Here is a 24,952-nt window from a genome sequence, read left to right as displayed (position 1 = left end):
TTTTTTTTTATTACTCTGTATTTACTCATGAACCTTTTGTGAGTTGTTTTTTCATCTTCTGGCTGTCTTACTTACTCATGAACCCATTATGAGTAGGTTTTTTTAGCTTCTCGCTGTTTTACTTACTCATGCACCCCTTATGAGTAAGTTATTTTCGTCTGCTAGCTGTCTTACTTACTCATGAACCTTATTTAAAGTATGTTTACTTAAAAACACGAAAAAAAAATAGAAGCCATTTCGACTTCTATTATTCTTACTCTTCTTATCCCATTATATGGTATCCTGAATCAACATGAATGTTTTCTCCAGTAATACCTCTTGCTAACTCACTAAATAAGAATAAAGCAGAATCTCCTACTTCTTCTTGTGTTACGTTTCTACGTAACGGTGCTTTTTCTTCGATCTCTTTTAAGATTGTATTAAAGTCGCCTACTCCTTTTGCAGAAAGCGTACGGATTGGTCCTGCAGAGATTGAGTTAACGCGAATATTGTATTTCCCTAAATCGTTTGCTAAATAGCGTACAGAAGCTTCTAGAGCTGCTTTAGATACACCCATTAGGTTGTAGTTTTGCATTACACGCTCTCCACCTAAGTAAGTTAGAGTAACAATGCTTCCGCCTTCAACCATTAATGGTTTTGCTTCACGAGCTACACCTACTAAAGAGTAAGCACTAATGTTTTGTGATAATAAGTATCCATCACGGCTTGTGTCTACAAAATCACCTTTTAAGTCCTCTTTATTAGCAAAAGCGATACAGTGTGCTACACCATGAATTGTGCCTACTTGCTCTTTAATTGAAGCAAAGCATTTTGCTAAATCTTCATCACTAGTTACATCACATTGAACTAAAAGATTGTTTGGATTTTCAAGTGAGTCAGCTAATTCACGAACACCTTTTTCTAATCTTTCATTTGCGTATGTAAAAATTAAATTTGCTCCCGCGCTATGTAATGATTGTGCAATACCCCAAGCGATACTACGGAAGTTTGCAACACCCATAACAACAAAAGTTTTTCCTTGCAATGAAATCATATCATTCATCTCCTTTATTATTAGTTATTAGTACTAGATACTAAAATAGTAGCACAAATACGATGAATTGAAAATAGTAAAGTTATATAGAGCTATATCCACATAAAGAAAACTCTTCGACTGACGGGCCTTTTAGGCGAAGTCAGAGGCGTAGTTGCACTTATACTTTGTTCCTAGAATTGGCTACCACGTCGAGTACTATTCCTAGCTGCCAATTTATATTTTAAAGTGAAAAATATAAATATAATAGTTTATTTAAAAAGAGTTTATAGTTTTGAATTCCTTTAAGGACAAAAATAAATTATAATGATGATTGTCGTACATTAAAAGTGCCTATTTAAAAGCATACTAATAAAACTTATTATAGAGAGGTGAGGACATGAAGGAAGACCGTACATCTCCCTTTCAAATTGATTTCAAATTACTTTTTATCCTTTTTTGTATTGCCGCTGTAAGTTATCTTGCAATTACTAGTGCAATGCCAAGCCTTCCTGCAAATCTAAGAAACATCAATTTCGCTGGACAACAAATTAAATGGTATATCATTGGACTTGTTGGTATTGCCTTTATTATGATTATTGATTTTGATCGATATAAAAATGTTATTTGGTATATGTATGGTTTTGGACTACTCCTACTACTTGGATTAGAACTGCATATTCCAGGTGCTAAAACCATCAAAGGTGCAACGGCATGGTACACATTACCTGGTATTGGTAACTTCCAACCATCTGAATTAATGAAGATTTTTATGATCATTATTTTAGGAACGATTATTTCAAGACATAATGAAATGTACGCTGTTCGTGGAAAGAGAGAAGATATTTTACTTTTAGGTAAAATATTCGGTATTTCATTACCTCCTCTACTACTGATTGCGAAAGAGCCTGATTTAGGAAATACAATGGTTATGTGTGCAATTATCGCGACAATGATCTTAATTTCTGGAATTCGTTGGCGCTATATTCTTGGACTAGTTATATTAACGATTGGTCTGGGTGCTTTCATGGTTTATCTATATTTTTATCATTTTGAATTTTTCACATCGCACGTACTTGAGGAATACCAGTTAAATCGTTTTTACGGTTGGTTAGCACCGTATGAATACCCTTCTCAAGGTTATCAGCTTACTCAAGCATTAATGGCAGCTGGTTCTGGTTTACTTACGGGTAAAGGATTCCATAATGGTGAAGCATACTTCCCTGAACCACATACAGATTTTATTTTCACCGTAATCTGCGAACAATACGGGTTCATAGGAGCAAGTGTAGTCATTTCATTATTCTTCTTATTAATCTATCGAATGATTCATATTGCTTTAGAAAGTAACGACAAATTTGGTAGCTATCTTTGTGCTGGTGTAGTCGGAATGTTTACTTTCCAGATTTTCCAAAATATTGGTATGACGATCGGTCTATTACCGATTACAGGGATTACTCTACCATTCGTTAGTTACGGTGGAAGTTCTCTAGCAACCAATCTTCTAGCAATTGGATTCATCCTTAATGTAAGATCAAGAACTAATAAGTATATGTTTGACTGATAGAGTAGAAATACAAAAAACAGGGGTAAAGATCTAATGAAGATCTTTACCCCTTCTTTTTTTATATTAGCAATACTCTTTTTGGAAAATACTTTTACACTGTTTTTTGGGGCATACTACGATTATGACTAGTTGAAATAACAGACTAAAAGGATTGATAGGATGAAATACGATATTATAGGCGATATTCATGGTTGTTATGATGAATTTGTTGAATTAACTAAAAAACTTGGTTATTCATGGGAGAATCATATTCCTGTTCACCCTGAAAATCGAAAGTTAGTTTTTGTTGGTGATTTAACGGATCGCGGACCTAATTCACTTGCAGTTATAAAAGTAGTATATGAACTTGTGATGAAGCATAAGAAAGCACATTATTCACCAGGGAATCATTGTAATAAACTTTATCGTTATTTTCTTGGTCGCAATGTAAAAATTCAACATGGACTTGAAACAACAGTTGCTGAATTAGAATCAATTAGTGGTAAAGAGAGGAGCCATTACCTGGCATCGTTTAAAAAACTTTATGAAGGCTCCCCACTTTATAATGTTTTAGACAATGGAAAATTAGTTGTTAGTCATGCTGGTATACGTGAGGATATGATCGGTAAGCATTCAAATAATGTTAAAACATTCGTTTTATATGGAGATATTAATGGAGAAGTGCTTCCAAATGGGATGCCTGTAAGAAAAGATTGGGCTAAAGAGTATAAAGGTAAAGCATTAATTGTTTATGGTCATACTCCAATAAAGGAACCAAGAGAATTAAATAATACAATTAATATTGATACTGGCGCCGTTTTCGGTGGTAAGCTAACAGCATTTTCGTATCCAGAACATAAATATACCCAAGTACAATCTTCCATGCCATACATTGAAGAAAAATTTAGTTTTTACGAAGAAACAGAAAGCAGAATTTAGAAAAAAAGATACAAAAAAAAGTAGGTTTCTGATCGGAACCTACTTTTTTGCTGATAATGTAAGCGCTCACTTATCAGCTTAATATATTAGTCTCTTCCATCCCCATGGAGAAACACTACATACTAAAAATAATCTATTATTCATATATTGTCAATAATTTATACAAAATTTAGACAAATTTATTACTTGACATTTACGACTTCAACAATCTCTCTAAATCAGCAGATAAAGCGATTTCAAAGTTTTTTTCCGTATAATCAATTGGATGAACAAATGACAATTGATAACTATGCAACGCCTGCCTTTTTAATCGATCAGTATTCCCCCCATATAAGTCATCCCCGATTAGTGGATGTCCAATCGAAGACATATGAACCCGGATTTGATGTGTTCGTCCTGTTTCTAATTCTAATTCAACAACTGAGTTGTCCTTATTTACTAAAAGGACTTTATAATGTGTGATAGCTTCTTGTCCCTCTTCAGAAACAATTCTCTCGATAATACTATCACTTTTCCTAGCAATCTTTGCTCGTATTACACCTTCTGTATTCTTCATTTCCCCATGAACAATTGCTAAATATTTTCTTTTTACATTTTTTAATTCATTTTTCGAAAACAAATAATGAATATAACGATTTTTAGCAATTAACATTAACCCCGAAGTGTCTTTGTCTAATCGAGTTACAATATGGATGGTCGATTGGAGCCCGATTGTTTGATAATAAAATAATAATCCATTTGCAAGAGTACCATTAGGATGCTCTCTAGAAGGTATACTTGGTATTCCAAAAGGTTTATTGATGACTAATACAGCATCATCTTCATAAACAATTTCAAAAGGAATATCTTCTGCTATAAGATCCTCACTTGGTTTCTCGATTGGAAAATAGATTTGTACAAGATCTAATTCTTTTAACATCGTGCGGACAGTTTTTTCTTCACCGTTTACTGTAATTTTTCCACCTTGAAATTTAATATCTGTGAGAGCACGTTTAGAGAGCTCCTTTAATTTAAGAAACTCTCTAAGTAAAATTCCATTATGCTCTTTTTTTACTTCCCATGATAAACTAAATTGCTTCATATTCTTCACCATTTTATTTAACAAAAGAATCAACAACACGTTTCCAAAATGGAAAAGGTCTAAAACGTGCAAAACGTACTTTTTCATGAGCTACTCGACATTGAATCGATTTAACATCTTGATGTACGATTGTTTTATGATCTAATGTAATTTGAAAATTTGCGTTTCTTACAGGTTTAAGTAAGCAAGTATGATGTTTAGGTAAAACAAGAGGTGAACCAATCGTACGAAAAACTCGATTATTAATTGAAGCCATCTCAGCAATTTGAATCGCTTCAATTGATGGATGAATAATTGCTCCACCAAGTGCTTTATTATAAGCTGTACTACCTGAAGGTGTAGAAATACAAAGACCATCACCTCTAAATGTCTCAAAATGCTGACCTTTTATTTCAACATCAATCACTAATGTACCTTCAAGACCTTTGATCGTACATTCATTTAAAGCTAATGTTTGCATTTCTTTTCTTCCATCCTTATAACGGATGATTACTTCCAATAAAGGATATTCAACTACTTGAAATGGAGTCTTCGCAATTGCAATAACAAGCTTTTCTACCTCACTTGGTACCCAATCAGCATAAAACCCTAAATGCCCAGTATGAACCCCTACGAAAGATACTTTATCGAGAAGATGAGTGTAATTATGAAAAGCATGAAGTAAGGTTCCGTCACCACCTACAGATATAGCAATTTCAGGCTCTTCTTCATCAAATTTAAAATTAAAACTCTCTAAATAATCTCTCATTCGTTTCGTCAGTTCATTGGACTCTTGATCGCCCTTAGACATAATTACGAATTTCATTTTCTCGCCCTTTCCTTATTGGTCGTTTTTTTTCGAAAACTCTGCTTGCGCCTCTTGAATCTCTCCTCTAATAAGGGACATTTCTTCATCTAATAGAAACGCTGCTTCAGCTGCTCTTTGTAATCGTTCATGAATATTTTCAGGATATTTCCCTTTATACTTATAATTTAAAGAATGCTCTATTGTTGCCCAAAAATTCATCGCAAGAGTTCTTATTTGAATTTCAACTAAAACTTTTCGTTCACCTTCAATTGTTTGAACTGGATATTCAACAACTACATGATAGGAACGATACCCGCTATTCTTTTTATTTGTAATATAATCTCGCTCTTCGACAATTGTAAAATCTTTACGTTTACGAAGAAGCTCCACTACATTTTTAATATCCTCTACAAATTGGCACATCATTCTAAGACCGGCAATATCCTGTAATTCAGTTTCTAAATTTGCTAAAGGAATTCCTTTTCTTATTGTCTTATTAACAATACTGTGAATAGGCTTAACTCTCCCAGTTACAAACTCAATTGGGGAATGCTGATTAGTTTCTTCAAACTGTTTTCTAATCCCTTTTAACTTTATTTTCAATTCACTTACTGCTTGTTCATAAGGTGCTAAAAAACTTTCCCATTGACCATTCATCCAATCACCACCAACTTACTTCTCTTCTAAAAATGCACTTTGAACTTGCTTAACAAATTCTTCTCCATAGTTAAAATTACCTTCAACATTTTGGATTAAATAAGTTAACTCTTCATTCCAATTATTTAGTGAAAGACTCTTTTCAGCGACCTTTAAAAATACGTTTAAATTTTGATCATTTGCTTTTTTCAAGTCCGACCAATGCTTGTAAGGCACTGTAACATATACAAATTCTTCATTTTCTTCTAATATATACAATAGTGAACCTTGGTCTGAGTCTGCAATCATTGTTCCTATTTCATGACACTGTTCTAAATTCATTTTTGTATCGTCGATTAACAGAATTAAACCATCTTCATTTATATTTATTCCATTTATTTCAAGCATTTTTCTCATCACTAAAACCTCAACCTTTTTAATGTATGTATTTTATTTAAATTTGACCATTTCTATTGTAACATATCAAATAGAAAATAGACGAAGACTAGCACATTCAATCACAAAAATTATACTAAAAATAAGGAGTTAATTATGGCTAAAGAAATTGAAATTGAATTTAAGAACTTATTAACAAAAGAGGAATTTGAAAAGCTTAAATCGTATTTCCAAGTTAACGAGTCAAGTTTCCAATCACAAACTAATTATTATTTTGAGACACCTGATTTTACAATTAAAGCACATGGCGGAGCTCTAAGAATCCGAAAAAAGTCACTTACTTCATATACTTTAACTTTAAAAATAAAACAAACAGTCGGACATTTAGAAATTAATCAAAAAATTAGTGAAACTGAAGCATCAACTATGCTAAAAACATACGCTATTCCAGATGGAGAAGTAAAAGATTATATCAACGAAGTAAAATTAAACTTAGATGCCCTAGTATTAATAGGTGACTTAACAACAAACAGAGTAGAATTTCCATATGAAAGTGGACTCTTAGTTTTAGATCATAGTACATATTTAAAGCACGAGGATTATGAGGTAGAATTCGAAGTTTTGGACGAAAACATTGGTAAACAACAGTTTATCAATCTGTTAGAGAATCTTCAAATTCCTCAACGTAAAACATTAAATAAAATTAGACGCTTTTTTAATGTTAAACAAGGAAATCAAGCTAACTGACATATGAGCAGTATTAATTTCAAACGCTGGAGAAACCTAAAGGGTATATTTCGGCGTTTTTTAGTATGTAGCCGATTTTATGAATCTTTTTATTGAAAGATAGCAGATTTCGCTCAACTTTTTAACCGATTAATTAAAGTTAAAGCTGCTTTCCTAGTTTGCCAATTGAAAATAACTACTATTGTCCAATTTTTTTGTCATTATGCCTTAACCGGTATGGGTATTAATTTCTCTTATTTGCGATTCCTCAGGCTTTAATTGCAGTTCTGACATTTTTTTTTGCGATTTTGGAAATTTATTTGCAGTATACTTTATTTGCACAGATTATCTCCTTATTTGCAGACCAGACTTTTTCCTCGGGTCCATTTCAAAAATTTATTTTACAATTCACTCAGACTCCTGCGACACCACCCTTTTTATCACAATACTCAATTGAATTAAGGAAATATTAATAGATTAATGAAAAATAGTGCATCATATTTGAAATATTAACTATCCGTTGCTACAATACCATTAGAGAATAAACGTGTTATATCTTACAAATTAATTTTCAAGTCTGTTATAGTACGGACTTATGAATTGCATTAAGGGTGAAATATATGAATGACAAACAATATAAAAATGAATCAATCAAGCTTCCCGAGCAGAATTGTACAAAAAAATCGATTGAATTGTATGTATTCATAGATCCACTTTGTAGAAATTGTTGGGATTTTAGTACAATTTTAAAAAAGTTTCACTTAGAATATGGCCAATATTTTTCATCTACTTATATTCCAGTTAGTCGATATTACACAACTAAAAAACTATTAGAAAAACGACCTTCTCAGCTTGCATTCGTATGGGAGAAGACAGCTAGCAGATCGGATATCCTTTGCGACGATCACTTATGGATTGATAATAAAGAACTCTACCCATACTACTCTGCAATTGCATTAAAGGCAGCTGAGCTTCAAGGTAGAGTAGCTGGCGTTAGCTACTTAAAGAAGTTACAAGAATATTATTTCTTGAAGGATTTAGACATTACAGATCAAGATGTTCTTATCGAATGTGCTAAAGATATAAATATTGATGTAAAAGAGTTTATGGAAGATTTACACAGTACCCACTCTATTAAAGCTTTACAATGTGATATTAAAGTTACGAAAGAAATGCATGTAACTGAAATTCCAAGTGTTGTATTTTTTAATGAAAATATTGAAGAAGAAGGTTTGAAAGTTTCTGGTTTTGAAAGCTATCAGACTTATGTAAAAATATTAGAGCTAATGACGAATACAAAGTTAGAAAAACGAGAACTACCTGATTTAGCTGAATTTATTAAATTCCAACCATTTGTTACGATTAAAGAATTATGTATGATTTACGAACAATCTACTCAATATATGGAGTTAGAATTAAAGAAATTAATCCTACGTAGAAAAGTTAAGAAAATTGTTCAAAAAGATCAAATTTATTATCAATATGTTGTTTAAGAAATAAAAAAAAGACCTAGCTTTCGCTAGGTCTTTTTTTTGATGTAATATTTTACATCAAGGGGATGGGAGAAATTTTCACGTTCAACAAAGGGGTATTTGTGTTTGTGAAGTAATTCACACCCTTATAATACAATTTATTTTAGAGTTTGGCAACCGTTTGAGAAATATTTCACATTTTAGACACAAAATAGTAGGTATAAAGATATAGAAAAAGTTAGGATTTAAAAAAACAAACACATATAGCAATATTGCTACATGTGTTTGTTAAAATAAGTTATTCGTTAAATAAAAGCTCTTCCATTTCGTTTAACATTTCTTCAAATACTTTCAATGCTTCTACGATTGGTTGTGAAGAGGTCATATCAACGCCAGCTTTTTTCAATACTTCAATTGGATAATCAGAGCTTCCTGCTTTTAAGAATCCTAAGTATCTTTCAACTGCTGGTTCGCCTTCTTCTAGTATTTGTTTTGAAAGTGCTGTTGCTGCACTGAAACCTGTTGCATATTGGTAAACATAGTAATTGTAATAGAAATGAGGAATTCTACTCCATTCTAACCCAATTAACTCGTCGATTACGATCTCGTCACCAAAATATTTTTTGTTAAGCTCGTAATATGTTTTCGTTAATAAATCTGGCGTTAACGCTTCACCATTTTGAGCTAATACGTGAATCTGATGTTCAAACTCCGCAAACATCGTTTGACGGAATACAGTTCCTCTAAAAGTCTCTAAATAGTGATTTAATAAATAAAGTCTTTGCTTAGGATCTTCAGTATTTTTTAGTAAATAATCATTTAAAATCGCTTCATTACAAGTAGAGGCAACTTCAGCTACGAAGATTGAGTAATCTCCGTAAACATAAGGTTGATTTTTACGAGTATGATAACTATGCACTGAATGACCAAATTCATGTGCTAATGTGAATAAATTATTTACATTGTCCTGCCAGTTCATTAGAATATATGGATTCGTACCATACGCACCAGAAGAGTATGCTCCGCTACGTTTTCCTTTGTTTTCTACAACATCTACCCAACGGCTTTCATATGCCTCTTTTAGTATTTCAACATATTCTTCACCTAATGGTTTTAATGCTTTTAATAAAATTTCTTTTGCTTCTTCATACTTAACTTCCATTTTTACTTCTTCTACTAATGGAGTAAATAAGTCATACATATGAATTTCATCAAGTTTTAACGCTTTTTTACGAATAGCAATATAACGATGTAATAAATTTAAATTATCATTTACAGTAGAAACTAATTGATCATAAACAATTTCAGGAATTTCGTTATTACTTAATGCTGCATGACGAGCATTATCATACTTTCTAACTTTTGCTTTGAAATTATCTTTCTTTACAGCACCACTTAAAGTACTTGCAAAAGTGTTTTTATACGAATCATACGTATGATAAACTGCTTCAAAAGCATCTTTTCGAACGCGTCGATCTGCGCTTTCTAAATAATGAATATAACGACCATGTGTGATTTCTACTTCTTCACCATTCTCGTCTTCAATCGTCGGAAATTTTAAATCCGCATTATTTAACATTCCAAACGTATTACTAGAAGAAGATAACACTTCAGAAGCTTGTGCCATAATTTCCTCTTCAGCTGCTGAAAGAACATGTGGTTTTTGCTTTAAAATTTCTTCTAAAGAGTGCTCGTACAATTTCAGCTCATTATTTTCTTCAATAAATTTTTTCAATGTATCTTCTGAAATTGTTAATAATTCAGGCACGAAGTATGACATTGCACTTCCAGCCTTAGTGTATAGATTTTTCGCACGATCATCTAAAGCTTGATATGTAGAATTTGTTGTATCTTGATCGTAACGCATATGAGAGTATGTATACAATTTACCTAATAAAAACGAAATTTCATCCTGTTTTTTCAACGCATTTAAAAGTGTTTGAGATGACTCACCTAATTTACCTTTAAACTCTGAAAATGATGGGATTAATTCAAGTACTTTTTTATACTCTGCTTCCCATTTTGCATCTGTTTCATAAATATCTTCCAACTTCCAAGTTAATTCTTCTTGAACTTCACTTCTAGTTGGTAATTTTTTAACAGCTTTTTGTTCTAGCATGTCTGATCCCCCTAAAATTATTATTAGCATTAATAACATTCCAGTGTCTGATATTAATAATCATTTGAATCAGTTCTTGCATTAAACAACAAATCAAATGCTGTATTAGCGCTCAGACAGTCTTCATCCAATGCTTGTTGGAATGATGATGGAATAATAGCATTAGCTATCTTCATTATTTTACCATTTTTAATGGGTTTTACGATTCTAATTTTTACTAAAAAGTCAATATACTTTTCTACACATTTCTCCAAATTATCAATTTCATTATCCTGAAATTGATTAACTCTCCATGTACCATTCTGCACTTCCATTTTTACAGACTGATTTATTTTATCCATAAAGATCATTTGTCCAATTTCCACTTCATGAAAAAATTTAAAATAGATTTGCCCCTGCCAAACGATACAATGTTCTTTAATGATGCAGTTAATGTCTAAAGGAACTCCAATTACTGCCGGAAAATAATTAATATTTGCATTGTATAAATACTGTTTAAAAACCTTTACATTACCTTTAGTATGCAAATGTTGATATAGTCTATAATCCTTTTTTAAACGATTCCATTTAGCTACAAATACCTTTTTATCAATTCTTTTTGGAGATAAAAATTCCTTAAGACTGAAATTATTTATTGGAAATACGTCCTTTTGACCAATATATTGAACTGGAGAAAATGCTATTAATGAGGAAAGCACTGTAAAAGATTGTAATGTAGGATTATAGAAGAGAAGTGAAAAAACGTTAATTCTAACAAATGAATAAATAGAAAGCGAATTAATGTAGAAAGATGACCATCTTTTTTGATTTAATAGTTTGTCATTTAGGATCCACAAAACTTTCATTCCACTATCTTTAAAAGAGTTTGTCCTATTTATCATTGTTTCTAAAGGAATAAGCGAACATTGATATTCAACACACATTTGAAGAGTATTAAATTTTATAAATAAATCAGGTCTTTGATTTAATTCAGGTAAAAATTTTTCAACTTCAACATTTACATTAAACTTTTTAAAAAATTGATACAAAGCAAACTTCCCTTTATAATGGTCAATACTCTCTTTTTTCTCATTTTCACATTCAGTCAAATCGATATGCGCAAAATGAGTTACCCTCTTTACTCCAATTTTGAGCCTCACTTGCTTTTGGCAAATTGGGCAAAAATATGGTCCGTTTTGCTTTAATCTTACTAATTCCTCTGTCGTTTTAACTTCAAATAAATTAATAGTATGCCTTTTAGTATTTAATGCCACGATCATTTACCACAACCTCCTTTCCAAATTACTTCACTATCCTTTTCGTATTTTCCTTCAAAAAAATTAAAAACGATTTTTCAAATAAAAAACCTACCAAATTAAACTTTCTATTTGGTAGGTGACTATATGAAATATTATAAAAATGTTCTATCAATGTTCTATCAATAAGATAGCTCATTACAAAAGTGGTGCCATTAATCTTGATAATGATTCAAATATCCTTTTGTATATAGGTCTCTTTTTAAAATCAGTAAAAATAATTGCTTCAGAATCACGGATATCATTATTAAAATCATTAACTAAGTGATTAATACTTTCCTCTAAATATAAAAATGCAGTGACCTCGAAGTTTAAACGGAAACTTCTCATATCCATATTTGCCGTTCCAACAGATGCGATTTCATCATCTACAATCAATATTTTACTGTGTAAGAAGCCTTGTCTATATTCATAGATTTCGACCCCTGCTTCTAATAACTCTGGAAAATATGAACGCGAGGCATAAAATACGATTTTCTTATCGGGACGATCAGGCATTAGAATTTTTACTTTGACCCCACCATTTGCTGCTACTTTAAGGGCAGTTAAAATATCTTCATCAGGAACAAAATATGGAGAAGCAATGTAGATACTTTTCCTTGCACTTGTAATCATCGCAAAAAATAACTCTTTTATCACTTCATGCTTTCGGTCTGGTCCACCAGAAACAAGTTGAATTGCTCCTTTGGAAGAATAACTACTAGCATTAATGTCAAAGTACTCTTTGTCATCAATTAACTCATTCGTCATATAATACCAATCTTGCAAGAATATGAATTGTAGTGTTCGTACACCTTCCCCATTAAGGTATAGATGGGTATCTCGCCACTTTCCAAAATAATGATCTTTCCCTAAATACTCATCTCCAATATTTAAGCCGCCAACAAATCCTACATTCGAATCTATGACGATAATTTTCCGATGGTTTCGGTAATTGATCGTATCGTTTAAAACTGGAATTTTAACTGGAGAAAATGGTAGTATTTCTACACCAGCTTTTCGTAAGTCTTTTACAAAATTTCTTGATAATTTCCAACTACCTACAGCGTCATAGAGAAATCGAACCTTTACACCATTTTGCGCCTTTTCAATTAGAATATCTTTTAATTGATTACCAATCTCATCATTTCTTACGATATAGAATTCGATATGAATATGGTGCTTTGCTTTTTTTAGTTCCTCAATTATTTTTGGAAATGTTTCACTTCCGTTTGTAAGAACTTTTGTAAAAGTATTCATCGTGACTGGTGTATTACTCTGTTTAGCTGCGATATTTATTAGATACTCTAATCTTTGATTTTGCGCTATAAATTCTTTCACTTCTACATCTTCTGATCCATTAATTAAACCATTTGCATTTTGATCATTAATTGCCTTTTTTCGATAGACCATTTTCTTTTTGTAATTTTGTCCAAAAATTAAATAAAAAACAAAACCGAATAACGGGAAAATAGCTAAAAGAATGATCCATGTTAAAGTTCTAGCAGGATTTCTATTTTCTAAGAAAATAATAATCGATACACCTATAGCCGTTATCGAGAACATTATACTTATTAATCTAAAAATAGTAGATTTTTCAAAAAATGCAAAATTCATTAACCAAATGAATTTAATAGTTGGAGAAGCAAAATATAAAATGCATACAACAATTGATAAAAATATTAAAATCTTTAATCGAAATTGCATCAATATTCTCCTTTATAAAGAAAAGAAACCGATCCCTAAGGCATCGGCTATTACAATAATGGAAAAATAGATTTAAAATGAGGTAATGCTGTTTTTTCATAAATCAATTTTCCGTATTCTTCTAAAACGTGTATAGTTACTTTTGAACGATGACCATATTCAAGTAACATTGATGACAAGTAATCGACTTGAACTTCATCAAGCAATTCTTCTTCAAATTTAACATAAAGATAGTAATAATCTTGGAAGGAATAAAGTGACGTTTCAAATGATTCTTGATTCACAGCATGTGATAATGAAATAATATCTTCAAGATTTTTAAAGGATAGAATCAGTTCAGTTTCCTCTTCATCCATCGAGTCAAAAATATCGTCATCATCATCTTCATCTGAATCATCGTCATCATCTACAGAGATAAATGGAATTTCTAAATTCTTTTCTCCTTCACCTAAATTCACTTCTACTTTTTTGCCGTCTTTAGAAATCACAGCTTTTGTTACAACAACTTCTAACCCCTTGTCTAGTGCCTGTACCTGAATCCATAGGGGGCCACCAGCAATGAATTCCTCAGTCAAATGCGCTTCATCAATTAATTCCCAGAAAAGCTCTTCACTTCTTTCTCGATCTAACCATACTTCATCTTTAGAGAAACCTCTCTCCTCGATGTCTAAGTAGGATATGGAGAACTTAAACGTATTTTCATTAATTCTTTCTATTTCCATTTGTTTTCCCCCTCCTTTAATGAACAACAAGTAATTGCGTTAGACGAAATAGAATAAATAAAGTAAAAGAAATTTTATGTTAAATATAAAATTCTGAAATAGTAAATTAGAAAAATACTCTTAAAAATTTAGCTTTAATAAGTAAATTTTTATCTATCTTACCATGAAAATTTATTAAATGCGAATAGTAACTACAATTATATTTTATGATACAATTTAAAATTTTGGAAATAAAATTCACCTATTTTTTAAAAATCATCATATACCTATTAATAATAGGACAATCATTTAAAGCTTTTAATAAGAGAGGTGAATTCATGATAGATCTTCATTATATATGGTCCTTTTTAATGATTGTAATTATAGACATTGTTTTAGGTGGAGATAATGCTATTGTCATTGCATTAGCATGTAGAAAATTACCATATAAGCAACGTAACATAGCGATAATTTTCGGTAGTATTACCGCAATTGTTTTACGAATTATCCTAACAATATGTGCAATTTTCGTCCTTAAGGTCCCATTCTTGCATTTAATTGGCGGAATATTACTTTTGTACATAGCTTGCAAATTAATTATTCAGGAGGATGACAACCCTTCTATAAAGGAGAACTACACAGTTTTCCACGCAATTCGTACAATTGTGTTTGCTGATTTAGTAATGGGGATTGATAACGTATTAGCAATAGCTGGGGCATCAAACGGAAAGCCATCATTAGTCATCTTAGGTCTTTCCATCTCAATTCCAATTATTATTTGGGGAAGTAAAATCGTTTTATGGTTTTTAGAAAGATATCCAATTTTGAGTTTTGTAGGGGCTTCTGTTCTTTCAATAACAGCTAGCAAGATGTTAATAGACGAGCCATTTATCAGTCAATATATAAACGGGCGGAACGATATGGAATTAATTGTCGGTTCATCTTGTATAATCTTCACCATTGTTATAGGTTACTATTTTAATAATATTCGGTACCGTAAGCGAACATCCTAATTGTTAAAAAAAAGCTGTAAAAAGTATGCATTTAACTTTTTACAGCTTTTTATATAATATGAATAAGTATTTGTTCAATATGATTGAGAATCTTAATCAAGAATTGTAATTTTTTTCACAATTCAAAACGTAGATTTACTCATTAACTAGACGTTGCGCTTCACGTAATTGATATGTGCGAACTGAACGCGGTAAAAATCTTCTAATTTCATCTTCATTATAACCAACTTGTAAACGTTTCTCATCAATAATAATCGGTCTTCTAAGTAAACCAGGATATTTCTGAATGATTTCATATAAGTCTTGTAATGGAAGACTTTCTAAGTCTACATTTAATTCTTGGAAAATTTTTGATCTTGTTGATATAATTTCATCAGTACCACTTTCAGTCATACGTAAAATTTGTTTAATCTCATTAATTGATAATGGTTCTGAAAAAATATTTCTTTCTTTATAAGGAATATTATTATCTTCTAGCCACATTTTTGCTTTTCGACAAGACGTACAACTTGGTGAATTATACAAAATTACCATTTTGCTCTCCCCCTAACTACTCTTTTAAATAAAAGTAATATAGTTATGTGTATTAATTTATAAGAATTGGTTAATTATAATTAGTTTAATCTACCACCATATGTTCACATTATACAGTATTGTGCAAAATAAATATATACAAATTTGTAAAAAAATTTAAAAAAACCTATACAAAAGGTGTACAATTTTCAGTAAATTTAAAAGAAAAATATAGGCTAATTTCTTTGATACATTTTTCGTATATGACAGCTGCATTTTACTCTATAAACCTCACTATCCGTAAATGAAACCTGCTTTCTAGTTTCAGCTGATCTTGCAGTCCTTTACCTTCCCTAACCATTTCCCAAAGTAGTCAAGTACACCTTTCGTTACACACAACTTTAGTCCTAAAATTATATTATTAAAATCAAGATTGCTTTATAAAAAGCCCAAAAATAATTATTCGGAAAAAGCTTATTTATCCTTTCTATTTCACCAAATTTTTAATACAATAATAGTAACGCTTACATTCCTAGGAGGCTAATCTTATGGCAGCTTACATAACTGATCTATTGATTGTTGCATTGTTAGTAATTGGAATTACTGCACTTAATGGTGTGTTTACAAACGCGATCGGCGAAAAAATATTTGGTAGAAGTAAAAAAAGTCAATTTGTTGATATGTCTGACAGAATGTCTGCAAACTTCAAACAAGTTGGTGGCCAAGGCAAGTTCCGTAAAAAAACTTATTAAGAACAGACTTATAAGAAATTTACGATTAAAAAAAGGGCAAAGGCCCTTTCTTTTTTTTTGCCTTGATAAGGTTTAGTGTATAACCAATGTAGAATGACTAAGGTCACTAGTTCGTCCTACGGTACAGTACTTTGAAATATTAAACTCAGGGGCTTTTAATTAAAAATTTGGTTATCATTGTACACTCTGGATAATTTTCTTCTAAGCTTGTCCTACCATTATTACCCCTAGCCTTATCTGCACTTTTATCATAAAACCTCCACCTTAATTTTCCCTTAACATTATTTTAGTATTTCTACTTACTCATGAACCTCTTATGAGGAACCATTTTGCTTCTTTTTGCTGTTTTACTTCCTCATGAACCTCTTTTGAGGAACCATTTTGCTTCTTTTTGCTATTTTACTTCCTCATAAACCTCTCATGAGGATCCAGTTTACTTCTTTTTGCTGTTTTACTTCCTCATAAACCTCTCATGAGGAACTATTTTGATTCTTTTTCCGATTTTACTTCCTCATGAACCTCTCATGAGGAACCATTTTCCTTCTTTTTGCTATTTTACTTCCTCATGAACCTCTTATGAGGAACCATTTTCCTTCTTTTCGCTGTTTTACTTCCTCATGAACCTCTCATGATGAACCATTTTGCTTCTTTTTGCTGTTTTACTTCCTCATGAACCTCTCATGAGAAACCGTATTCACCTTTTCGCTGTTCTACTTACTCATGCCCCCCAGTAACCTAATCTCATCTACTTAATCCAATTAAAAAAATCCTAGCGATAAACTCACTAGGATTGATTCATTATTTATACATTTGTTGATAATTTTTAAATTCTGCTTCAGAGCAAAGTACGAAATGTCCAGGACGAACTTCACGTAATTTAGGCTCTTCGTTTGAATAATCGTGTTGTTTTGGATCATAAACGATACGTTTACGATTGCGCTCATAATCAGGATCCGGAAGCGGAATTGCTGATAATAATGATTTTGTGTAAGGATGCATTGGGTAATCATATAATTCATTACTATCTGCAAGCTCAACAATTTTACCGTGGTACATTACACCGATACGGTCACTAATGTACTTAACCATTGATAAATCATGGGCGATAAATAGATATGTTAAACCTTTTTCCTGTTGAAGCTTTCTCATTAAGTTTACAACCTGAGCTTGAATTGACACGTCAAGAGCTGAGATTGGCTCATCGGCGATAATAAATTCTGGTTGTACAGCAAGTGCTCTCGCAATACCGATACGTTGACGTTGTCCACCTGAGAATTCATGTGGGAAACGGTTAGCGTGTTCTTTATTTAAACCTACTGTTTCAAGTAAGTCATAAACCATTTTCATACGCTCTTCTTTATTACGAGCTAAGCCATGAATATCAATACCTTCTGCAATGATATCCGCAACTTTCATACGCGGGTTTAATGAAGCGTATGGATCTTGGAAAATCATTTGCATACGACGGTTAAACTGCTTTAACTCTTTACGACTTTTCTTACCATGTACATCTTCACCATCGAAAATTACTTGTCCATCAGTCGCATCATATAATCGAATGATTGAACGTCCAGTTGTAGATTTACCAGAACCTGATTCACCTACTAAACCGAAAGTTTCTCCACGGAAAATGTCAAATGTAACATCATCGATTGCTTTAACTGTTGTTTTACCTGTATTAAAGTATTGTTTTAAATTTTTAACTTCAACTAATTTTTCTGCTACTTTATTTGACATTTACTTCACCTTCCTTCATTCGTTGAATACGCTTCTTAACGGCTTCAGGTGGTTCAACTTTTGGAGCATCCTCATGTAATAGCCATGTTGCAGCATAGTGTGTATCAGACACTTTAAACATAGGAGGTTCCATTTCATAGTCAATTTTTAAAGCATTTGGATTACGTGGTGCAAACGCATCACCTTTTGGAGGATTTAATAGATCCGGTGGTGTACCAGGAATTGCTACTAATTCTGCTCCTTGTTCATTATCTAAGTCAGGCATTGAAGCTAAAAGTCCCCAAGTGTAAGGATGTTTTGGATTGTAGAAAATATCGTCTACAGTTCCCATTTCAACTACTCTCCCTGCATACATAACTGCAACTTTATCTGCAACATTCGCAACTACACCTAAATCATGTGTAATAAAGATAATTGCTGAATCAGTTTTTCTTTGAATTTCTTTCATTAACTCAAGAATCTGAGCTTGAATTGTAACGTCTAGAGCTGTTGTTGGCTCATCGGCGATTAATAATTTTGGATTACATGCTAACGCCATTGCAATAACAACACGTTGTCTCATACCGCCAGAGAATTGGTGTGGATATTGTTTAAAACGAGCTTCAGCATTTGGAATTCCAACAAGATTTATTAATTCTAAAGCAATTTTCTTTGCCTCAGTTTTACTCATTTTTTGATGCTTTATTAGACCTTCTGTTATTTGATATCCAATCGTTAATACCGGATTTAAAGAAGTCATAGGATCTTGGAAAATCATTGAAATTTCTTTTCCACGGATATTTTGCATTTCTTTTTCGCTTAATTTAGCTAAATCTTTTCCATCGAATAAGATTTCACCGCTCTTAATTTTACCTGGTGGGTTTGGAATTAACCCCATTAATGCTTTAGATGTTACTGATTTACCTGAACCAGATTCACCTACAATTGCTAATGTCTCACCTTTTTTAAGATCAAATGAAACTCCGCGTACTGCTTGAACTTCACCAGCATGAGTATAAAAGGAGACACACAGATCTTTTACTTCTAATAATTTACTCATAGTTCATTCTCCCTTCAAAATTACTTACTCATTTTTGGATCTAAAGCGTCGCGTAATCCGTCAGCAATTAAGTTGAAACTTAAGATTAATAAACTGATTACAACCGCTGGAATAATCATCATATGTGGGAAAGTTTGTAATGATTTGAAGCCATCACTTACTAACGAACCTAATGATGCTTTTGGTGGTGCAATACCTAAACCGATGAAGCTTAAGAATGCTTCAGAGAAGATTGCACTTGGAATCGTGAACATCATCATTACGATGATTGGACCCATAATATTTGGAATTAAGTGTTTTGCAATTAATTGAGTATTTGTTGCACCTAAAGTTCTTGATGCTAATACGAATTCTTGATTTTTTAGTTTTAGCATTTGACCACGTACGATACGGGACATACCTACCCAACCAGTGATTACCATCGCTAAAGCGATCGAAAGAATACCTGGGTTTTTAAATACTAAAATGAATAGGATTACTACGATTAGATAAGGAACACCCATTAAAACTTCAGCAATACGCTGCATGATTGTATCTGTCCGGCCACCAAAGAATCCTGAAATACCACCGAAAGCTACACCAATTACCATATCAATTACTGCTGCTAATAAACCGATTAAGATTGATACTCGAGCACCAGCCCATGTTCTTGTGAAAAGGTCACGACCTAAATCATCTGTACCAAACCAGTAATTTTCTTTAATATTTTTGTTTTTATATACATCGTTTCCATATTGATCAATTCCGTCAAATGGTAAGAATTTTACATTTTCTAATACACCAATTTTTGGTGGTAATTTTGATCTTTTTAAATCTTGGTCTTTATATGAGTGTCCACTCATCATTGGACCAAACAATGTAAAGAATAATAAGATACCAAGGATAATAAATCCTAACATTGCACCTTTATTTTTTCTAAAACGTCTTCTTGCATCTTTCCAAAAAGAATCCGAAGGTCTTGAGATTTTATCTGCATTATTCAAATCTACGTTTGCAGGTTGGAATAAATCAGATGAAATTTTTTGCGCTGTGTTGTTGTTCATTATTTATTTACCTCCTGCTAAACGGATACGTGGATCAATTACACCGTATAAAATATCTACAAAGAAGATTACGATTAGTAATAATGCACTATAGAAAATTGTTGTACCCATAATTACTGAGTAGTCATTTGTTACAATTGAGTTAACGAATTGAGAACCTAGTCCAGGTACAGCAAACATATTTTCAATAACTAATGTACCAGTCATTAAGTTTACAGCCATTGGACCTAAAATTGTAACTACTGGGATTAATGCATTTCGTAGTGCATGTTTAATGATTACGCCTAATTGAGAGATACCTTTTGCTTTTGCTGTTACTATATACTCTGAGTTCATAACTTCGATTAACTCAGTTCTTGAGAAACGAGCTACAGTTGCTGTTACGAATACTGACAATGCAATTGTCGGTAGGATCGTGTATTTAAAGCTTTCCCAATATGCTACCGGGAACCAATGTAATTTTACTGCTAAGTAGTACTGTAAGATTGCCCCGAAAACGAATGACGGGATGGAGATACCTAGAACTGCTAGAACAGTAGAACCATAGTCAAAAATTGTATTATTTTTTAGTGCTGCTACGATACCGAAGATTAATCCGATAAATGTTCCTAATAATAGTGCTTGAGCACCTAATTGAGCTGATGGACCAATACGAGTTGAAATCATATCAGTTACTTTACGATTATCGTATTTATATGAATCTCCTAAATCACCTTTAGCAAGATTCTTCATGTAATTTGCATATTGTACAGGAACTGGCTTATCTAACCCATATTTAACAAAAATAATTTGTTTTTGTTCAGGTGTTAATTTCTCTGGGTTTTTTAATGGAGAACCTGGTAACAACTTCATTAAGAAAAATGTAACAGTACAAATCAAAAATAGTGTGACAAACATGTAAATAAATCTCTGTAGCACGTAACGTCCCACAACTGCACCCCCCTATTAATTTAAAAAATATTTTATTTTTTTTATTTTTTGATAATTCTTTTGTAAAAATGAGAGCATTTGGATCTTCCCCTATTTGGATCTATTCCACATACTCTTTAGTACCAATTATAATTCTGTAATTTTTTCGATCGATTTAACTTCTTGTCCATATTATTCTCAAACATGGGATTAATCATTTAATCCTTTTTTTTCATTTGTTGTAAAATGGTGTAAATTTTTGCTTAAGCTTTTTTTCCAACAATGTAAGCGTATTCGCAATGACGCTTTTGGTCAATATTTTTTTACTGGAAAATTCTAAATTATTATTCTAAACAGATAATTCTTTACAATTTTTCCCCTTATAAATTGAACTGGGATCCTTATAAAAAATAGCTTATTTAGATATTTATTCATAAATTTGGTAAAAAAATGAATGCTTATTCAAAAATTCAAATTGCAATTTCAGTATAGCAAATTTATTTATCGTAACATATCTCGCAATCCATGATGTATACCCCCTAAGATGCTAATGCAATGTAGGTTAAAATGCAGAAAGTTAATATACAATTCTGAATTTTTATAGTAGAATTTTCGATAAGTATCGATTTTTTTCTACAAATTTTATTATACATTTTTATGAGAGTTTTACAACAATTTTGACAAATAAAATTAAATAATTTGTTAAAATAAAGAGAATTATCTTAAAAATGCTAACAATTTAAAAATATTTTGTAACGATTAGTTGAAACTGTTTACAATATTATTATAGTATAGCATTATTAAGTCTACAATATTTAATTCTTTCCAACAGGAGGATCACAAACTAAATGTCGAAACACTATATTATTGTCGTATTATCTGCGATAGTACTAGCAGCAATCTTTTCTTTTACCCAAGGAACATTAAACTTTTTCCTTCATTTCACGAACACAATATTCTATATTGGACTAACATTATTTGTTATTGGTGGTTTTTTATTAATCGTACAAAGTGGATTTTTTAATATCACTCGCTTTGGAATGCGTAAAGTATTCGGAACGAGGGACCAACAGATGGCAGAAATGACTGGCGATGAATCACTTACTGTTAAAAAGGATATGATCTATAGAAGATATCGATTTTCAATTACAAAACCGTTACTTATGGCTTCAATTACTTTAGTTATCCTTTCTTTTTTATTCAGTTTTATCATTATTTACTAAATGATGTATCAACATCTTGAAAGTTGAATATAATTAAGATATTATCTATAGAAAGTATATATTAGCTGTGATGAAGAGTAGTACACAGATTTAGCATGTTAAGAGAGCTTGTGGATGGTGAAAACAAGTCATGCTCCCTGTCGAATGGACTTCTGAGCTTCGAACCGAACAGATAGTATAAGTAGGCTTCGACGTAACTCAAACGATAGATGAGAGCATGATTTCATGCATGAGTGATTCCATATTTGGAATAACTAGAGTGGTACCGCGGTTTAATCGTCTCTATGTAATAGAGAGATTATGCCGCTTTTTTTATTTTATTTAGCTTTATTTAGGAGGATTTTAAGATGCAAACTATTTTTAGCGGAATTCAACCAACATCATCTGGAGGTATTACTTTAGGTAACTATTTAGGTGCGGTAAAACAATTCATTGAATTACAAAATGATTATAACTGTTATTTCTGTATTGTTGATCAACATGCAATAACAGTTCCGCAAGACAGACTCGCTTTACGTAAAAACATTCAAAGTCTATCTGCAATCTATGTTGCTGCTGGATTAGACCCAGAAAAATCAACTATTTTTATCCAATCAGAAGTACCTGCACACGCTCAAGCAGGATGGATGATGCAATGTATATCATATATCGGCGAATTAGAGCGTATGACACAGTTTAAAGATAAATCATCTGGTAAAGACGGTGTATCTGCTGCTTTATTAACTTACCCACCTTTAATGGCCGCAGATATACTTTTATACGGTACTCATTTAGTTCCAGTTGGAGATGACCAAAAGCAACATTTAGAGCTTACTCGAGACTTAGCAGAGCGTTTTAATAAGAAATATAATGATATCTTTACGATCCCTGAAGTTAGAATTAGTAAAGACGCTGCTAGAATTATGAGTTTAGCCGATCCAACTAAAAAAATGAGTAAATCCGATGAAAATCAAAAAGCTACAATTTTTGTTTTAGATGATCCTAAAGTAATTGAAAAGAAAATTAAGAGTGCTGTAACTGACTCTGAAGGCATTGTTAAGTATGATAAAGAAAATAAACCTGGTATTTCGAATTTATTAAGCATTTACTCAGCATTTACGGGTGAAACAATTCAGGAATTGGAAAATAAATACGTTGGTAAAAATTATGGAGAATTCAAACAAGATGTTGCAGATGTAGTAGTAAACGGATTACGTCCATTACAAGAACGATATAAAGAAATTATTTCCTCGACTGAATTAGATGATATTTTAGATGCAGGAGCTGCAAAAGCAAATGCTGTAGCGAGTAAAATGATTAAAAAAATGGAAAATGCTATGGGATTAGGTCGCAAGAGAAAAAAATAATCCTTACTTACGTAAAATTAAAATAGTAATTGGTGTCTTAAAAGTCAAAGAACTTTTGAGACACCTTTTTCTTTACAGTAAGGAAAAGGACGTAATATCAATAAATCATTAAAAAACCTACAAGGCTCTTATCACCTTGTAGGTCTTTTCGTTTTGAGGCGATTTTAAATAACCTCTTTTAGTTTACTTTTTGTTCGTGTTCCATTTCCCATAGTTTTTCAAAGAAAGGTTGACCTTTAACGATTCTTCCACATAATTGCTCATGTCGCTCTGACCATCCACTCTTTATTTCGTCATATAATTGGGACCAAATGTCCTCAAATGACAAATCCTGAATTTGTTGATACGATCTTGGATTCCACTCAGTGTACCAATAGCGAATCTCCGATGGATTTTTTGATGAATGGAGTTGATCTAGCGCCATAAATAATAACTGCTTTAGTTGTCTTTCTTTTCTTGTTAGTCCGCTCATAATAATTGGCGACGGTGACAGTATATGATGTTCTTTTGTTTCATCATTTACTAAATTTTGAAGATTATAGTGAGTTTCTTCAATCTCGGCTGTCATATCATACACCATTTGTTCTTGCCTAGGTATTAAACGGCTTTTTCGAATTGGAATATTATACCCAATTGTGTCAACCGCAATAATACCATTACCGTCAGTTACTACAAAGCAATAATCTAGCTGAATACGCTCGTGATTCTTTCTTACATAAGACTTTTGGAACACTTCAGTTAATAGACCGGAAGGAAGCTCTAATAGTTCATTTTCAATATACTGATATAACTCTGGAGTAACTTTAATGACTGGAACTTGGTCTAATAATTCAACACTATCATCTTTTCTCCATTCAAAAAAATGACAGACATTGTAACCATTTTCTTCACCTTCAAACCAATTGACCCATACATCATGTAAATACAACATTTACTACCCCTCACTTCACAACTGTATGTAACTTTCAGTATGGTCAGTGA

Annotated in this window: 23 protein-coding genes and 1 other annotated feature; of the genes, 8 read left to right on the top strand and 15 right to left on the bottom strand. The window is 32.0% G+C overall.

Going from position 1 to position 24,952, the window contains the following annotated elements; translation table 11 throughout:
* Positions 1 to 262 precede the first annotated feature (262 nt).
* On the bottom strand, positions 263 to 1,033 hold the full coding sequence (fabI, locus tag COJ46_RS17375) for an enoyl-ACP reductase FabI (RefSeq protein ID WP_097973647.1): 771 nt from the start codon (positions 1,031 to 1,033) through the stop codon (positions 263 to 265).
* Positions 1,034 to 1,412: 379 nt separating this feature from the next.
* Between fabI and COJ46_RS17370 the strand changes: the two genes are divergently transcribed.
* Positions 1,413 to 2,576 carry an FtsW/RodA/SpoVE family cell cycle protein gene (locus COJ46_RS17370; protein WP_097973648.1) on the top strand — a complete coding sequence of 388 codons (1,164 nt, stop codon included), beginning with the start codon at positions 1,413 to 1,415 and terminating at the stop codon, positions 2,574 to 2,576.
* 162 nt (positions 2,577 to 2,738) lie between these two features.
* Positions 2,739 to 3,497 carry a bis(5'-nucleosyl)-tetraphosphatase PrpE gene (gene prpE, locus COJ46_RS17365; RefSeq protein ID WP_097973650.1) on the top strand — a complete coding sequence of 253 codons (759 nt, stop codon included), beginning with the start codon at positions 2,739 to 2,741 and terminating at the stop codon, positions 3,495 to 3,497.
* A 193-nt stretch (positions 3,498 to 3,690) separates the two neighbouring features.
* Here the strand turns inward: prpE and COJ46_RS17360 are convergent, their stop codons facing one another.
* From COJ46_RS17360 to COJ46_RS17345, 4 genes are read right to left on the bottom strand one after another with little or no spacing between them, the layout of a single operon-like run.
* Entirely contained in the window at positions 3,691 to 4,578 is an 888-nt protein-coding gene (locus COJ46_RS17360) for an RluA family pseudouridine synthase (RefSeq protein WP_097973932.1), read from the bottom strand.
* Between the two features lie 13 nt (positions 4,579 to 4,591).
* The gene (locus COJ46_RS17355) at positions 4,592 to 5,383 is read right to left on the bottom strand and encodes an NAD kinase (protein WP_097973651.1); all 792 of its coding nucleotides are present in this window, start codon (positions 5,381 to 5,383) and stop codon (positions 4,592 to 4,594) included.
* 15 nt (positions 5,384 to 5,398) lie between these two features.
* Positions 5,399 to 6,022 (bottom strand): GTP diphosphokinase, encoded by a 624-nt coding sequence (yjbM, locus tag COJ46_RS17350; protein WP_097973653.1) that lies wholly within the window; start codon positions 6,020 to 6,022, stop codon positions 5,399 to 5,401.
* Positions 6,023 to 6,037: 15 nt separating this feature from the next.
* Positions 6,038 to 6,418 carry a UPF0738 family protein gene (locus COJ46_RS17345; protein WP_097973655.1) on the bottom strand — a complete coding sequence of 127 codons (381 nt, stop codon included), beginning with the start codon at positions 6,416 to 6,418 and terminating at the stop codon, positions 6,038 to 6,040.
* A 135-nt stretch (positions 6,419 to 6,553) separates the two neighbouring features.
* Between COJ46_RS17345 and COJ46_RS17340 the strand changes: the two genes are divergently transcribed.
* Together COJ46_RS17340 and COJ46_RS17335 are read left to right on the top strand one after the other, a co-directional pair.
* Entirely contained in the window at positions 6,554 to 7,144 is a 591-nt protein-coding gene (locus COJ46_RS17340; protein WP_097973657.1) for a CYTH domain-containing protein, read from the top strand.
* Positions 7,145 to 7,743: 599 nt separating this feature from the next.
* On the top strand, positions 7,744 to 8,616 hold the full coding sequence (locus tag COJ46_RS17335) for a DsbA family protein (protein WP_097973658.1): 873 nt from the start codon (positions 7,744 to 7,746) through the stop codon (positions 8,614 to 8,616).
* Between the two features lie 277 nt (positions 8,617 to 8,893).
* Here COJ46_RS17335 and pepF read toward each other — a convergent pair whose 3' ends face one another.
* The 4 genes from pepF to mecA form a co-directional block, all read right to left on the bottom strand.
* Entirely contained in the window at positions 8,894 to 10,714 is a 1,821-nt protein-coding gene (pepF, locus tag COJ46_RS17330; protein WP_097973660.1) for an oligoendopeptidase F, read from the bottom strand.
* Positions 10,715 to 10,767: 53 nt separating this feature from the next.
* Entirely contained in the window at positions 10,768 to 11,973 is a 1,206-nt protein-coding gene (locus COJ46_RS17325) for a competence protein CoiA (RefSeq protein ID WP_097973662.1), read from the bottom strand.
* 174 nt (positions 11,974 to 12,147) lie between these two features.
* A complete protein-coding gene (gene cls, locus COJ46_RS17320) occupies positions 12,148 to 13,695 on the bottom strand; it encodes a cardiolipin synthase (protein WP_097973664.1) in 1,548 nt (515 codons plus the stop codon).
* A 50-nt stretch (positions 13,696 to 13,745) separates the two neighbouring features.
* Positions 13,746 to 14,417, bottom strand: coding sequence for an adaptor protein MecA (gene mecA, locus COJ46_RS17315; protein ID WP_097973666.1), 672 nt, complete (start codon positions 14,415 to 14,417; stop codon positions 13,746 to 13,748).
* Positions 14,418 to 14,737: 320 nt separating this feature from the next.
* Between mecA and COJ46_RS17310 the strand changes: the two genes are divergently transcribed.
* Entirely contained in the window at positions 14,738 to 15,409 is a 672-nt protein-coding gene (locus COJ46_RS17310; RefSeq protein ID WP_056474234.1) for a TerC family protein, read from the top strand.
* A 135-nt stretch (positions 15,410 to 15,544) separates the two neighbouring features.
* Here the strand turns inward: COJ46_RS17310 and spxA are convergent, their stop codons facing one another.
* Positions 15,545 to 15,943, bottom strand: a complete 399-nt coding sequence (gene spxA / locus COJ46_RS17305; protein WP_056473638.1) for a transcriptional regulator SpxA — start codon at positions 15,941 to 15,943, stop codon at positions 15,545 to 15,547.
* A gap of 527 nt (positions 15,944 to 16,470) precedes the next feature.
* On the opposite strand from spxA, the gene COJ46_RS17300 reads away from it, so the two are divergent.
* Positions 16,471 to 16,674 (top strand): hypothetical protein, encoded by a 204-nt coding sequence (locus COJ46_RS17300; RefSeq protein ID WP_097973667.1) that lies wholly within the window; start codon positions 16,471 to 16,473, stop codon positions 16,672 to 16,674.
* Positions 16,675 to 17,472: 798 nt separating this feature from the next.
* Here the strand turns inward: COJ46_RS17300 and COJ46_RS17295 are convergent.
* From COJ46_RS17295 to opp3b, 4 genes are read right to left on the bottom strand one after another with little or no spacing between them, the layout of a single operon-like run.
* A complete protein-coding gene (locus COJ46_RS17295; RefSeq protein WP_097973669.1) occupies positions 17,473 to 18,411 on the bottom strand; it encodes an ABC transporter ATP-binding protein in 939 nt (312 codons plus the stop codon).
* The gene (locus tag COJ46_RS17290; RefSeq protein ID WP_097973670.1) at positions 18,401 to 19,450 is read right to left on the bottom strand and encodes an ABC transporter ATP-binding protein; all 1,050 of its coding nucleotides are present in this window, start codon (positions 19,448 to 19,450) and stop codon (positions 18,401 to 18,403) included. The genes COJ46_RS17295 and COJ46_RS17290 overlap by 11 nt, the downstream gene beginning before the upstream one ends.
* Before the next feature lie 20 nt (positions 19,451 to 19,470).
* Positions 19,471 to 20,493, bottom strand: coding sequence for an oligopeptide ABC transporter permease (opp3C, locus tag COJ46_RS17285; RefSeq protein ID WP_097973672.1), 1,023 nt, complete (start codon positions 20,491 to 20,493; stop codon positions 19,471 to 19,473).
* A 3-nt stretch (positions 20,494 to 20,496) separates the two neighbouring features.
* Positions 20,497 to 21,423 (bottom strand): oligopeptide ABC transporter permease, encoded by a 927-nt coding sequence (gene opp3b / locus COJ46_RS17280; protein ID WP_141437752.1) that lies wholly within the window; start codon positions 21,421 to 21,423, stop codon positions 20,497 to 20,499.
* Positions 21,424 to 22,250: 827 nt separating this feature from the next.
* On the opposite strand from opp3b, the gene COJ46_RS17275 reads away from it, so the two are divergent.
* Positions 22,251 to 22,625 (top strand): DUF3899 domain-containing protein, encoded by a 375-nt coding sequence (locus COJ46_RS17275; RefSeq protein ID WP_097973674.1) that lies wholly within the window; start codon positions 22,251 to 22,253, stop codon positions 22,623 to 22,625.
* Positions 22,626 to 22,683: 58 nt separating this feature from the next.
* Positions 22,684 to 22,912 (top strand) — a binding site (T-box leader).
* 60 nt (positions 22,913 to 22,972) lie between these two features.
* A complete protein-coding gene (gene trpS / locus COJ46_RS17270) occupies positions 22,973 to 23,971 on the top strand; it encodes a tryptophan--tRNA ligase (protein ID WP_097973675.1) in 999 nt (332 codons plus the stop codon).
* Between the two features lie 178 nt (positions 23,972 to 24,149).
* Here trpS and COJ46_RS17265 read toward each other — a convergent pair whose 3' ends face one another.
* The gene (locus COJ46_RS17265; protein ID WP_097973677.1) at positions 24,150 to 24,902 is read right to left on the bottom strand and encodes a YjbA family protein; all 753 of its coding nucleotides are present in this window, start codon (positions 24,900 to 24,902) and stop codon (positions 24,150 to 24,152) included.
* Positions 24,903 to 24,952 lie beyond the last annotated feature (50 nt).

This window comes from Bacillus sp. AFS077874 (assembly GCF_002566505.1).
Lineage (GTDB): Bacteria > Bacillota > Bacilli > Bacillales > Bacillaceae_G > Gottfriedia.
The sequence above is the reverse complement of the archived record's forward strand: the minus strand, read 5'-3'. Positions and strand labels throughout refer to the sequence as shown.

Excerpts from the sequence above, each read along its gene's own strand:
- COJ46_RS17275 (WP_097973674.1), top strand. The coding sequence starts at position 22,251 with ATGTCGAAACACTATATTATTGTCGTATTATCTGCGATAGTACTAGCA.
- COJ46_RS17295 (WP_097973669.1), bottom strand. The coding sequence starts at position 18,411 with ATGTCAAATAAAGTAGCAGAAAAATTAGTTGAAGTTAAAAATTTAAAA.
- COJ46_RS17355 (WP_097973651.1), bottom strand. The coding sequence starts at position 5,383 with ATGAAATTCGTAATTATGTCTAAGGGCGATCAAGAGTCCAATGAACTG.
- pepF (WP_097973660.1), bottom strand. The coding sequence starts at position 10,714 with ATGCTAGAACAAAAAGCTGTTAAAAAATTACCAACTAGAAGTGAAGTT.
- yjbM (WP_097973653.1), bottom strand. The coding sequence starts at position 6,022 with ATGAATGGTCAATGGGAAAGTTTTTTAGCACCTTATGAACAAGCAGTA.
- mecA (WP_097973666.1), bottom strand. The coding sequence starts at position 14,417 with ATGGAAATAGAAAGAATTAATGAAAATACGTTTAAGTTCTCCATATCC.
- COJ46_RS17340 (WP_097973657.1), top strand. The coding sequence starts at position 6,554 with ATGGCTAAAGAAATTGAAATTGAATTTAAGAACTTATTAACAAAAGAG.
- opp3C (WP_097973672.1), bottom strand. The coding sequence starts at position 20,493 with ATGAACAACAACACAGCGCAAAAAATTTCATCTGATTTATTCCAACCT.
- COJ46_RS17325 (WP_097973662.1), bottom strand. The coding sequence starts at position 11,973 with ATGATCGTGGCATTAAATACTAAAAGGCATACTATTAATTTATTTGAA.
- COJ46_RS17300 (WP_097973667.1), top strand. The coding sequence starts at position 16,471 with ATGGCAGCTTACATAACTGATCTATTGATTGTTGCATTGTTAGTAATT.
- prpE (WP_097973650.1), top strand. The coding sequence starts at position 2,739 with ATGAAATACGATATTATAGGCGATATTCATGGTTGTTATGATGAATTT.
- COJ46_RS17370 (WP_097973648.1), top strand. The coding sequence starts at position 1,413 with ATGAAGGAAGACCGTACATCTCCCTTTCAAATTGATTTCAAATTACTT.
- spxA (WP_056473638.1), bottom strand. The coding sequence starts at position 15,943 with ATGGTAATTTTGTATAATTCACCAAGTTGTACGTCTTGTCGAAAAGCA.
- COJ46_RS17265 (WP_097973677.1), bottom strand. The coding sequence starts at position 24,902 with ATGTTGTATTTACATGATGTATGGGTCAATTGGTTTGAAGGTGAAGAA.
- COJ46_RS17335 (WP_097973658.1), top strand. The coding sequence starts at position 7,744 with ATGAATGACAAACAATATAAAAATGAATCAATCAAGCTTCCCGAGCAG.
- COJ46_RS17360 (WP_097973932.1), bottom strand. The coding sequence starts at position 4,578 with ATGAAGCAATTTAGTTTATCATGGGAAGTAAAAAAAGAGCATAATGGA.
- trpS (WP_097973675.1), top strand. The coding sequence starts at position 22,973 with ATGCAAACTATTTTTAGCGGAATTCAACCAACATCATCTGGAGGTATT.
- cls (WP_097973664.1), bottom strand. The coding sequence starts at position 13,695 with ATGCAATTTCGATTAAAGATTTTAATATTTTTATCAATTGTTGTATGC.
- fabI (WP_097973647.1), bottom strand. The coding sequence starts at position 1,033 with ATGATTTCATTGCAAGGAAAAACTTTTGTTGTTATGGGTGTTGCAAAC.
- COJ46_RS17345 (WP_097973655.1), bottom strand. The coding sequence starts at position 6,418 with ATGAGAAAAATGCTTGAAATAAATGGAATAAATATAAATGAAGATGGT.
- COJ46_RS17290 (WP_097973670.1), bottom strand. The coding sequence starts at position 19,450 with ATGAGTAAATTATTAGAAGTAAAAGATCTGTGTGTCTCCTTTTATACT.